The sequence below is a fragment of the Pseudomonas sp. GL-R-26 genome (assembly GCF_019947365.1).
Classification (GTDB): domain Bacteria; phylum Pseudomonadota; class Gammaproteobacteria; order Pseudomonadales; family Pseudomonadaceae; genus Aquipseudomonas.
Genome location: NZ_JAGYGI010000020.1, coordinates 44,789 through 56,385, shown reverse-complemented (window position 1 = coordinate 56,385; position 11,597 = coordinate 44,789). Strand labels below are relative to the sequence as shown.

Sequence of the window (11,597 nt, the reverse complement as noted above, 5' to 3'; positions counted from 1 at the left end):
TTTTTTGACTCATGCCGCCTTTAGGCGACTCACCGGCATAACCACAAATGTTGCTGACGAACTGGCGACCAGCACTTCTCGCTGAGGGTCATGAAGTTCGGCTCTGGCGAATGCAATCTGACGACCCACACGCTCAACTGTTGCCTTTGCTTTCAACAACGACGGTTTCGCAGCCGCCTGCATATTCACCGTAATACTGGTAGTGGCACAGGTTTGCCCGCAGGGCAGCATGCTGAGCACTGCAAAAGCCATGGCATAGTCGAGCATGGTCATCAAGGTGCCACCGGCTATAACACCATTTCCCTGAATGGCTGTTACTGGCGCTTCGAAACTGAGTTCGACAGCTCCAGGGCGGCCATGAACCAACCGAGCGCCAAGCGCACTTAGTCCAGCAGTCAATTCAAACGGGATGTCGAATTGGGCCTCTGAAATAACACGCTCCAAAAAGGCCCGATCTGGATTGTCATCGATCGTTTGCATAATACGTTACCTCAACCTGGATAACTGATGCACTTTTGCCGCTGCTCACCCAGTCCGGCAATTGTGCCAACCATAATATCGCCGTCGCGCAAGAAACGATTGTAATGAGTTCCATTGCCTGCAGGGGATCCGGTACAAATCACATCACCTGGCAATAGCTTTGCGTACTTCGAGATGTATGCAATTTGTTGTTCAATTCCAAAAAGCATATCTGCAGTCGTCTCATCCTGCATTGTTTTGCCGGACACTGTCAGTTGCATCGAGAGGTTGTGTGGATCTTCAACGAACTGCTTGGGAACCAGATACGGACCAAGCGGAAGAAAGCCTGGCTGCCCTTTCGATCTCAGCCAGTCTGTACCGAGCATCTTGTAGTCAGTGCGTGGAATCAGGTCACGAGCCGAGATGTCATTGATGATCGTATAACCGGCGACATAATCCATGGCCTCTTCCGCCCGGATATTGTACCCCTCCTTGCCTATCACTACGGCCAATTCCAACTCCCAGTCCGGCTTGCTGGTAGTGGGTGGAAGTACCAAGTCCTCATAGGCACCCGAAATTGCAGAGACTGGCTTGGTGAATACATAGGGTTCTCCATTAGCCACCCTCTGATCCATCATATCTTCGGCCCACTTCCTCAGTTCTTCCTTGCTCAGCCCTTCTGGTCCGACATTTGAATCAACGGTCAAATCCACTACATGCTTTCGATAGTTTGCGCCTGTGCAGAACACTTGCCGCGGCAGGTCAATCGCAGGGCGAAACGTGAGTTGATCTTCATTATACCAAGAGGAAGTAGTGGCTTTACTCACAATCGATTCGAGCGCGGCGCAGCTGGCATCCCAGTTTTCCAGTAGCGACAGCACATTTTTTTCTCGGAGAATATCAACCCCGAACTCCTCAGCCACACTGCTGACTGGAACAACTTTTCCGTCGACAACCAGACCAGCAAAGCGGTGCTGCGGATTGGTTTTTAAAGAAAATGTACCGAGCGAGAACTTCTTCATGTGCACCTCCGAATTATTGTAAGAATGAGCCGTCGACAATTTGCTCATAGGTAAAATCCGCGCCGGGTAACCCAAGCAGCGCTCTCTGTCCAATAAGAAGTTCAATACCCTCGCGAGAAGGCGTCAGAGTTCCAGGGAATGTATTCACCAGTGCTGTTACTGCTTCGACAGGCATGCCAAGTACCTCCAAAGCCTCTGTCAGCTTTGCCATGTCGACAGGCAGGGTCGTTAGCGTTGCGTTGAGGATGCGTACCCACGCTTTCAGAGCTTCATTCGCATGACTCACCGATTTCCTCACGACCAATCCTTGACCTGGAAAATTGGCAAATACATCCTGAATTGTTGCAATTTTCTTGAGTCCCCGCTGAACCGCCATGGTGTCGAACGGCGGCCCGAGCAAGGTCGCATCACCCTCCTCCGCAACAAGAGCCGTAAACCGCTCACGCACCCCGCCAACGGGTGTCAGGCGATAGTCGTCAGAAAGGAGTCCTGCTTCCTTGAGTAGCGCTCGAAGGGCAATGACAAAACCGTTCTCAGGGGCATCCACCAGAATGTTGGCACCGCGCAAATCCGCAGGAGCTGACATGGCCGAGGAGCCGACCAGTTGTAACGGCGTCGTGGTTTCAATCTGAGCAATCACCACGAAGTCTTGTGGACCTTGCCGGCGGTTCCAGTGCAGAACGTTGTCGATCGACGTTACGACCGCGTCGACCTCTCCTGCACACAGTGACGAGTACTGCTCATCAGACGATTGAGTCATCGAAGACTCGAGGCGCAAATCTGCCGGCATTTGCCACGAGGCTGCTACCGCAATGGCAGGAGGGACAAACCACATCACACGCAGAGAGTCGTTGGACATTTTTTGTTCTCGTTGAAAGTACTCTATATATAAAACTATACGTATCGTTTTGTCAACGAGCCTACCTATGCTTGATAAACCCGCCAGAGGGCGGGTATTACAGGTCTAACACCATACGAGGCGTCTTGCTTCCTGAGCAGCAGACAAAGACAGTCTTGCCCGCCTGCTTTTCTGCCTCGCTGAGAATTGAATCGCGATGGTCTGGCGTGCCCTCCAGCACCCGCACCTCACAAGCACCACAGATGCCTTCGCGACAGGAATGCATCACCTCTACACCGTTTTCAATCAGCGCATCGAGTATGCTTTTGCCCTGCTCCATCTTGAGGGTCTTCCCGGTCTTCGCCAGTACGATCTCATACCCACCCGATGTCGCGGCTTCCTGCAGCGGTATAAAGCTCTCGAAGTGAACTCTGCTATCAGCGATGGAAAGCGCCTTTGCTTGCTGAGAATAGGCCTGAATCATCCCCGCAGGCCCGCAACAATAGTAATGCCGGGTTCCATCATCACCACGGAAAACCTCCTGGATGTGAGCGACGGTAGCCTCGACGTCGTACCCCAACAGCAACTGGACCTTGTCCTGGGTGATGTGACCTTGCATCGCGTCGATCAACGCGGCGTGGTTAACACTGCGAGCGAAGTAATGCAGCTCCCAGTCCATGTTTTTGCTATTCAAATGCTGCGCCATACACCAAAGCGGCGTAACCCCTATCCCACCCGCGATCAGCACAGAACGGTGCTCGCCTTCAGAGAGGGGGAACAGATTTCTGGGCTCACTGACCTGCAACCTGTCCCCGGGACGCAAGCGTTCGTGAATCATGATCGATCCACCACGACTTTTAGGGTCTTTGGCTACCGCTATGACGTAACGATTTCTCTCGGACGGTTCGTTTAGCAAGGAGTAACTGCGCAGAGGAATAGCCTCCGCAATGACGTCAATGTGGGCCCCCGGAGTAAATGCAGGAAGCGTCACGCCCTCCAGCCCTTTTAGCTCATACGCCAGTACCCCATCTGCCTCATGGGTGACTGATTTGATGTACACCTGGAATGTGTTTGGCATTTCGCAACCTAGCCCGAACCATGGATTGTTATTGGAGCGTTCGGCCGCCAGCTCATCAATCTGACGGCCTAACGGGCTCAGAGATAAGTCATTCTGCGTTCTTGACGCACCTGCTCCGTGTAGTCCTGAATGACGGTCCCAACAGGAATCATGTCAGCCAACGCCCTCAATGAACGGTAATCGCTCGCTTGCGCCTGGATGCTGTCTTCATTGGCTTCCGATTGGCGGATCCGCTCCATCAATTCACGCCGTAAACGGACAATTGCGAGATCCCCGCTACCCAGAAACTCCCGTGTCCGATCGACGATGGGAATGCTCTCCGCAACGGCATAATCCTCAAAAATAACGCCCGGAACACCTGTCCAGCTCCGACCGGCACGCATTGCTTCGCGATCTTGCCCATAGTTGGAAAGACCTTGGCGGGACGCTGCGAAGTTGTCGTCGGATTCATCGGTACCGAGTAGCGCGAAATCCGGGAGATTTTCATCGATAGGTTGGCGCGAATCCCAATAGACGTACCACTGAAGACTGCGCGTATTGTTGACTGGCACCACGATGATCAGAAAACCCGCTTCTTGTTCGGTGGTACCAATGAACGCGGTCGCCGGTGCTACGAACTCGGTAACCCGAAGGTAGTCCTGCTCCTGACCAGTGGTGCGCAACGAATACGACCGCAAGCCATACGGCTTGCTTTCCAGCGTGTACTTGGGGGTGTCGTTGCCAGTGACGAGCTGAAGCCCAGCTTGGGGAAGCTCCGGGTTCGCCGTGGTGTCATGGTGCAGCAGTCCGATATGGGCCGAGTCCATCAACGTTTCGACGTTTTGCAACCAGTTCGCTTCGTTATAGGAAGCCCGCGGTCTGGCGTGCTTACGATCAAAATAGGTGAATGCATAGTCGGTGAAGGCCGGCGCTTCACCCTCCCCCAAGTACACCCAAACAATACCGCCACCCTCGCGAACCTCGAACCCCTGACCCTTTACCTTTTTGCAAAAAGTCTGGTCTTTCTCGGTTGGCATTTTGGTGCAGTTGCCCTGCGTGTCAAAACTCCAACCATGGAAGATGCAAGTCAGACGGTTACCTTCATTTCGACCCAACGCCAGCGAAACGCCGCGGTGTGGGCACGCCTCATGAAGGAATCCGACATGGCCATCATCTGCGCGAAAGGCGACATATTTTTCGCATAGCAATTCGACACGTTGCGGCGTGCCTCCCGGCTCAAGCGCCTCACTGCGCAGTGCAGGAATCCATTGCCGTTTCCAATACCTGTGCAGAGGTGTGCCAGGGGAAACGTCCGTCAGCAGGCGGTTCTGTTCAGCGGTCAGCATAGCGAGTCCCGTTCTTGTTTTTTAGAAGAGCCGCAGCCAGGCGGCCAAAACTATCTTAATAAAGAAGTATCTCAATTATTAAGATAGTTTTAGGCTATGCTCACCTTTACCGATCGTCAAGAAAATTCGTTACCATGTTAACGCTTTACGATGAACGCTCCGTCGGCCTCAATGCACTTGGGTTCATCGCCTCAGCAGCGCCATAGCTGCAGGGCACACCTGGTTCGCACTGAGGTATGATCACCTCAAAGCCACCTGATGGATTTTGCATGAACGATTTATTGTTTCCTGCCGCCAGCCCTGAGGCCGTGGCGCAAGCGTGGCGTAACGAACGTCCGGATCTGGATCACCATGGATTGGCGATTACTCTCCGAATCCGAAGCCTCGCCATGTTGATCGATCACCACATTGAGGTAATCGCGGACGACCTTGAACTGGGAATGAAGGATCTCATGCTGCTGTTCGCTTTACGGCGAAGCGGCCCGCCTTACTGCATGCGCCCTACCGATGTCTTTCGTCTGCTGAAGGTGACGTCAGGCGCTGCCACCTATCGAGCGGACAAATTGGTAGAACGCGGCGTCGCCAACCGGATTCCCGATCCACGTGATCGCCGAGGTCAATTGATTCAATTGAGTGAGGAAGGAATGCGCTTGGTTGATGTCGCCATCACCCGCCTGGCGGAATCAAGCTCCAAATGCCTCGCTTCGCTCGATAGCGAAGAAGGTGAGCTTGATCAGATTGGCCATCTACTGCACTCGCTGGAAGCCGGGTGGATGGAGATTACTCCCCTCAGTGAAAACCCGCTCGCACGCTCTGACGATCCCAGTCTGTGATGAGCACTTCATGACTGCGGATGTCGCCGATTTGAAAAAGCAGCCAGCCCTTTTCAGGGCTTAATCTTTTTAAGATCCTCGAGTAGCTCGAGCAATTTCTGCAGTTTCTTCTCACCAAACTGCCGCTGGATCTCGAGGTAATTGCGCTCCATCCCCTCGCTCATCGACAAAAAGCATTCATGTCCTTGCTCAGTCAGATTGAGGAAAATGCGTCGCTGATCTTCAGCCGATTTCCTGCGAATAACCAGGCCGTCGCGCTCCAGGCGCTTGAGTACACCGCTCATGCTGGGTTTGAGAATACAGGCCTGATGTGCCAACTGGTGGCTTTCAAGTTCGCCCTGTTGGCGCAAGATTCGAATGACTCGCCACTGCTGCTCGGTCAAGTCATGATCGTTAAGGCCAGGACGGAAAAACGTCATTACCGCTTCGCGAGCCTGGAGCAAGGTGAGTGTCAAGGAAGGTCTGGGATTGGACATTTTGATTGGGCTATGTGAACAAGCCAACAGCTTACGGTTGGTGCTTCAGCAGCGCAACCGCCTGGAAATCGGCCGCACACCTGTGTCCAGAAACAAACACGATTCAGCCGCAAAAAAACACAAGTCGTTAGCGAAAACCCGAATGTCGCTGGCGATACTCTCCTGGTGTCATTGCAGCATTGCGCTGAAAAAAACGACTGAAATACGCCGGGTCCCTGAAGCCCAGCAGGTAGCATATTTCATTTGCCGAACTGCCCGTGAACAACAGCAGACGCTTGGCTTCCTGCATGACTCTTTCGAACACCAAGCGCTTGGATGGCAAATCGGCAATACGTCGACAGACGTCGTTAAGCCGCGCTTCGGTAACACCAATGGCCTGCGCATAACGGCCAAGCGCCCAGTGCTCCAGATAATGCTCTTCAATCAGCGCATTGAATCGATGAAAGATCTGCAAGTCTTCACGTCGCGTGGGCGTCGCTTCGAGAGGGTTTGCGCACAGCCGTAATACGCTGACCATGATCAGTCGAGTCAGGCTTAACACCGCTGCACTGTGACCGGCGGCCCCACTGTTCATCTCCCCTCGCAGTTCTTCGAATAGAAATGTCAGTCGCCGCGCTTCGCTTTGCAGCTCAGGCCTCAGGTGATCAAGCGCCACACAAGCAGGGGGCAGTTGCGGACCCAGTGCCAGCCCGGGATCGCTTTCGATCAATTGCCAGATCAACTGCTGGCGAACGGTAAGCACGTGGCCGTCGCTGTCCGCCTCCGTCACGAAAGAATGGGGAATCGTCGGTGGGGTGAGAAAAAACATGGGACCCGACTCGACGTACTGCTGATCATCAAGATAGACCCTCACCGTTCCGCTCTTGACGTAATGCACCTGGAAAAATCGATCATGGCGGTGCACTGGCATGTTGCGCCCAAAGAAACCCGCCAGGTTGCCGAGCTTGTCGTAATGCACCTCGCTATCGCTGTAGCGCTGATCGTAGACCTGGCCGATGTTGATGTTAGGAATTGGATACCGATCGCTCATCACACACTTCTCATTTTTCTTAGTCCCGACATCCCCCGCCCCCCCATGGTGCACCCGTTGCGAGTAAATCGCCATGAACGATAAGGTGCTTGACGATCATTAACATATTAACTATAACGATAACATGTTAACAATAATCAGGCCGGACACCTCCAGTCCCGCCACTGCCAGGAGAGAAGCATGAGCCATGCCTTGCATGACATTGCGACCGGCACCCTGCTCGGTGTAGCGCTGAACTACCAGGGATTGCTGCTGAAGCGCCTTTCTGAATTCGAGCAGCCGCCGTATCAAAAGCTGCCTGTCAAACCGGTTCTGTTCATCAAGACGCCGAATACGCGCAACGTACATGGCGGCGCCGTGGTGCATCCCGGTGCAGGAGTTTCATTGCAACCTGGCCCGGCTCTGGGGGTGGTGATCGGCAAGGATGCCAGTCGAGTCAGTGTTGACGAGGCGATGAATCACGTTGCTGGCTATGCCATCGTCAACGAATTCAGTCTTCCGGAAGAGAGCTATTACCGCCCTGCCGTGAAAGCAAAATGTCGCGATGGTTTCTGCGCCATCGGCCCTGAATTTGTACCGCGCGAACAGCTTGCCAATCCGCATGACTTGACCCTGCAACTACGAGTCAATGGCGAGCTTCGACAGGAAGACTCCACCGCAAACTTCGTACGCAAGATTCCTCAGCTGATCGCCGAAATCAGCGAGTTCATGACCTTGTATGCCGGAGATGTGTTGATCACCGGGACACCTTCGGGTCGTGTCGATGTCCTGCCAGGTGACCGCGTAGACGTAGAAATCCAGGGTCTGGGATGCCTGACCAATGTCATCGTTGCCGAGCAGGAGGGCACCGTATGAAACACGCTCGTATCCGATTCGAAAGCCAAATACATTCCGTCACGGTTGATGCAGACAACATCGTGCATCTGAGCGATGGCCGCTCCCTCAGTGAAGACCAGGTCGAGTGGCTGCCGCCGGCCCATGGCAACATGTTTGCCCTCGGCCTGAACTATGCCGATCACGCTGCCGAACTCGCCTTCGCGCCGCCAACCGAACCTTTGGTGTTCGTTAAATCAACGGGCACCTACACCGGCCACAATCAGATCACCTGGAGACCTGACAACGTTGCCTACATGCACTATGAGTGCGAACTGGTTGCGGTCATCGGCAAGCCTGCGCGCAACGTCAAGCGTGAAGATGCGCTGAGCTATCTGGCGGGTTACACCGTATGCAACGACTACGCGATCCGCGATTACCTGGAAAACTACTACCGCCCTAATTTGCGGGTAAAAAACCGTGACGCCACGACCCCGGTGGGTCCCTGGATTGTCGATGTTGCAGATGTCCCCGATCCGGGCAATCTGAAACTGCGCACCTGGATCAATGGTGAGCTTCGCCAGGAAGGCTCGACCAAAGACATGATCTTCGACATTCCTTACCTGATCGAATACCTGTCCAGTTTCATGACCCTGCAGCCCGGCGACATGATCGCCACCGGTACGCCGGAAGGCCTTGCAGACGTAGTTCCAGGCGATGAAGTGATCGTGGAGGTCGAAGGTGTTGGTCGCCTCGTTAATCGAATTGTCAGCGAAGCGGATTTTTTCTCCGCACGTAAAGAGGCTTGAGCAATATGATCAAACATTGGATCAATGGCCGTGAGGTCGAAAGCAAAGATACCTTCACCAACTACAATCCAGCCACCGGCGAAGCGATTGGTGAAGTGGCCAGCGGCGGTGCCGAAGAAGTTGCACAGGCGGTGGCGGCAGCCAAGGAAGCCTTTCCTAAATGGGCCAATACACCGGCCAAAGAGCGCGCACGACTCATGCGCAAACTTGGCGAACTAATTGAGCAAAATGTTCCACACCTGGCCGAGCTGGAAACCCTGGACACGGGCCTGCCGATCCATCAGACCAAAAACGTGTTGATTCCGCGCGCTTCGCACAACTTCGATTTTTTCGCCGAAGTCTGCACCCGCATGGACGGCCACAGTTACCCGGTCGACGACCAGATGCTCAACTACACCTTGTACCAGCCGGTGGGCGTTTGCGGCCTGGTGTCACCCTGGAACGTGCCGTTCATGACGGCAACTTGGAAGACAGCACCGTGCCTGGCACTGGGCAACACTGCCGTGCTTAAAATGTCCGAGCTGTCGCCGCTGACGGCCAACGAACTGGGTCGCCTGGCCGTCGAAGCCGGCATTCCGAACGGTGTGCTCAACGTCATCCAGGGCTATGGTGCGACTGCCGGTGACGCGCTGGTCAGGCACCCGGACGTACGAGCGATCTCCTTCACCGGCGGCACTGCCACCGGCAAGAAAATCATGCAAACCGCCGGCCTGAAAAAGTATTCCATGGAACTGGGCGGCAAGTCCCCGGTGTTGATCTTTGAAGATGCCGACCTGGAGCGTGCCCTCGACGCGGCGTTGTTCACCATCTTCTCGCTCAATGGCGAGCGCTGCACCGCCGGTAGCCGTATCTTCATTCAGGAAAGTGTTTACCCGCAGTTCGTGGCTGAGTTCGCGGCACGTGCCAAACGCTTGATCGTCGGTGATCCGCAAGACCCGAAAACCCAGGTCGGCTCGATGATCACCCAGGCCCACTACGACAAGGTCACCGGCTACATCAAGATCGGCATCGAAGAAGGCGCCACCCTCCTCGCTGGCGGCCTGGAACGTCCGGCCAACCTGCCAGCCCACTTGAGCAAAGGTCAGTTCATCCAGCCGACGGTGTTCGCCGACGTGAACAATAAAATGCGCATTGCCCAGGAAGAAATCTTCGGTCCGGTAGTGTGCCTGATTCCGTTCAAGGATGAAGCCGAGGCCCTGCAACTGGCTAACGACACCGAATACGGCCTGGCGTCCTACATCTGGACCCAGGACATCGGCAAGGCGCATCGTCTGGCCTACGGCATCGAAGCCGGCATGGTATTCATCAACAGCCAGAACGTGCGTGATCTACGTCAGCCGTTCGGTGGCGTGAAAGGTTCCGGTACCGGGCGCGAAGGTGGCCAATACAGCTTTGAAGTTTTCGCCGAAATCAAGAACGTCTGCATTTCCATGGGCAATCATCACATCCCTCGCTGGGGATTGTGAGCAGCCGATAGCCGCTGCTGAAGGCTGCGATGAGGCGCGCATCAGCTCATCGCGGTTCTCACTGGCCGCTGAATTGAATCGACAAGAATAATTTCAGGAGAATCATCATGGGCGAAGTCGTCCTGGCAGCAAAAGTTTGCCATGTACCGTCGATGTACTTGTCCGAACTGCCGGGCAAACACCACGGCTGCCGTGCTGCAGCTATTGCAGGGCATAAGGAAATAGGTCGTCGCGCGCGTGAGTTAGGTGCCGACACCGCCGTCGTGTTCGACGTGCACTGGCTGGTGAACAGCGGCTACCACGTGAACAACGGTGAGCATTTCAGTGGTGTTTACACAAGCAATGAACTACCGCATTTCATCAAGGACATGGTTTACCACTACCCAGGCTGCCCGGAACTCGGACAACTGATCGCAGAGGAAGCCAACGCGGCCGGGGTGCGCACGCTGTCGCATAACATCCCGAGCCTGGAACTGGAATACGGCACCCTGGTGCCCATGCGCTACATGCACATGGATGTACCTGCAGCCGAAAAGCTCAAGGTGATTTCCATCGCGGCCTGGTGTGCCTGGCATCGTCTGGAAGACAGCTTCACTTTCGGCGCCGCCGTACGCCGCGCAATCGAGAAGAGCGACGGCAAAGTCCTGGTGCTGGCCTCCGGTTCTCTGTCACACCGTTTCTCTGACGATCGCGAAGCGGAAGCCAACATCCACAACTGGACGCGCGAATTCGACAAACAGGTCGACATGCACGTGGTCAAGCTGTGGCGTGAAGGTCGATTCAAAGAGTTCTGCGCGATGCTTCCTGATTACGCCGAACACTGCTTCGGCGAGGGCAAGATGCACGACACCGCAATGCTCTTGGGTCTGCTGGGCGGACCGGACTACAACAAGCCGGTCGAAGTCCTCACAGAGCCCTTTGGCAGCTCCGGAACCGGCCAGATCAACGCCATTTTCCCGCTCTGAATTTCGCTCAAGCGGCAGGGGCGCGCCCGCCGTTCAGCGCAACTGCCTACCAGGAGGGCACATGCCGCATTTTATTGCTGAATACACCGACAACATCGAGCTACAGGCCGACTTGCCGGGCCTTTTTGAAAAAGTCCACGCGACACTGGGGGGCAGCGGTGTATTTCCGCTGGGGGGTATCCGAAGCCGAGGCGTTCGACTGGATACGTGGCGCATGGCCGACGGTAAACACGATTACGCCTTCGTCCACATGACGCTGAAGGTTGGCCATGGCCGCGACCTGGCGACGCGCCAACAGGTCGCTGAAAAGCTGTTCGAAGTCATTACCGCGCACTTTGCTCCGCTGCAGGCGGAACGTCTGCTGGCGCTGTCGTTTGAAATGATCGAGCTGCACCCCGAGCTGAACTTCAAGCTCAACAACGTGCATGCCTTCCTCAAGCAGCAGGCGAATTAGCAAGCCCTCCCCCCCCCCAACGGCCACTC

13 protein-coding genes are annotated in these 11,597 nt (G+C 55.0%); 6 read left to right on the top strand and 7 right to left on the bottom strand.

Translation table 11 applies throughout. The features are described 5' to 3' along the window. Positions 1–9: 9 nt before the first annotated feature. From KGA96_RS20415 to KGA96_RS20395, 5 genes are all read right to left on the bottom strand, one after another. Complete coding sequence (locus tag KGA96_RS20415) at positions 10–480, bottom strand: PaaI family thioesterase (protein WP_223457551.1); 471 nt, start codon at positions 478–480, stop codon at positions 10–12. A gap of 11 nt (positions 481–491) precedes the next feature. Then, on the bottom strand, positions 492–1,481 hold the full coding sequence (locus tag KGA96_RS20410; RefSeq protein ID WP_223514718.1) for a fumarylacetoacetate hydrolase family protein: 990 nt from the start codon (positions 1,479–1,481) through the stop codon (positions 492–494). A 13-nt stretch (positions 1,482–1,494) separates the two neighbouring features. Beyond that, positions 1,495–2,340: an ABC transporter substrate-binding protein gene (locus KGA96_RS20405; protein WP_223514715.1), complete on the bottom strand. Its 846-nt coding sequence runs from the start codon at positions 2,338–2,340 to the stop codon at positions 1,495–1,497. A 97-nt stretch (positions 2,341–2,437) separates the two neighbouring features. Next, positions 2,438–3,397 (bottom strand): PDR/VanB family oxidoreductase, encoded by a 960-nt coding sequence (locus tag KGA96_RS20400; protein ID WP_223514713.1) that lies wholly within the window; start codon positions 3,395–3,397, stop codon positions 2,438–2,440. A 77-nt stretch (positions 3,398–3,474) separates the two neighbouring features. After that, positions 3,475–4,722, bottom strand: coding sequence for a Rieske 2Fe-2S domain-containing protein (locus tag KGA96_RS20395; RefSeq protein ID WP_223457542.1), 1,248 nt, complete (start codon positions 4,720–4,722; stop codon positions 3,475–3,477). Positions 4,723–4,991: 269 nt separating this feature from the next. Here KGA96_RS20395 and KGA96_RS20390 point away from each other — a divergent pair, with 269 nt between their 5' ends. Continuing rightward, positions 4,992–5,555: a MarR family winged helix-turn-helix transcriptional regulator gene (locus KGA96_RS20390; protein ID WP_223514710.1), complete on the top strand. Its 564-nt coding sequence runs from the start codon at positions 4,992–4,994 to the stop codon at positions 5,553–5,555. Positions 5,556–5,608: 53 nt separating this feature from the next. Here the strand turns inward: KGA96_RS20390 and hpaR are convergent, their stop codons facing one another. Together hpaR and hpaA are read right to left on the bottom strand one after the other, a co-directional pair. Beyond that, positions 5,609–6,031, bottom strand: coding sequence for a homoprotocatechuate degradation operon regulator HpaR (gene hpaR, locus KGA96_RS20385; protein WP_223457538.1), 423 nt, complete (start codon positions 6,029–6,031; stop codon positions 5,609–5,611). A gap of 127 nt (positions 6,032–6,158) precedes the next feature. Then, positions 6,159–7,061 (bottom strand): 4-hydroxyphenylacetate catabolism regulatory protein HpaA, encoded by a 903-nt coding sequence (gene hpaA / locus KGA96_RS20380; protein WP_223514707.1) that lies wholly within the window; start codon positions 7,059–7,061, stop codon positions 6,159–6,161. Between the two features lie 180 nt (positions 7,062–7,241). On the opposite strand from hpaA, the gene KGA96_RS20375 reads away from it, so the two are divergent. The 5 genes from KGA96_RS20375 (at position 7,242) to KGA96_RS20355 (ending at position 11,568) form a co-directional block, all read left to right on the top strand. Beyond that, positions 7,242–7,916 (top strand): fumarylacetoacetate hydrolase family protein, encoded by a 675-nt coding sequence (locus tag KGA96_RS20375; protein WP_223514704.1) that lies wholly within the window; start codon positions 7,242–7,244, stop codon positions 7,914–7,916. Next, positions 7,913–8,683 carry a fumarylacetoacetate hydrolase family protein gene (locus KGA96_RS20370; protein ID WP_223457534.1) on the top strand — a complete coding sequence of 257 codons (771 nt, stop codon included), beginning with the start codon at positions 7,913–7,915 and terminating at the stop codon, positions 8,681–8,683. The genes KGA96_RS20375 and KGA96_RS20370 overlap by 4 nt, the downstream gene beginning before the upstream one ends. Positions 8,684–8,688: 5 nt before the next feature. Continuing rightward, complete coding sequence (gene hpaE / locus KGA96_RS20365; RefSeq protein ID WP_223457533.1) at positions 8,689–10,149, top strand: 5-carboxymethyl-2-hydroxymuconate semialdehyde dehydrogenase; 1,461 nt, start codon at positions 8,689–8,691, stop codon at positions 10,147–10,149. A 107-nt stretch (positions 10,150–10,256) separates the two neighbouring features. After that, positions 10,257–11,114 (top strand): 3,4-dihydroxyphenylacetate 2,3-dioxygenase, encoded by an 858-nt coding sequence (gene hpaD / locus KGA96_RS20360; RefSeq protein ID WP_223514701.1) that lies wholly within the window; start codon positions 10,257–10,259, stop codon positions 11,112–11,114. 61 nt (positions 11,115–11,175) lie between these two features. Further along, positions 11,176–11,568 (top strand): 5-carboxymethyl-2-hydroxymuconate Delta-isomerase, encoded by a 393-nt coding sequence (locus KGA96_RS20355; protein ID WP_223457532.1) that lies wholly within the window; start codon positions 11,176–11,178, stop codon positions 11,566–11,568. Positions 11,569–11,597: the final 29 nt, after the last annotated feature.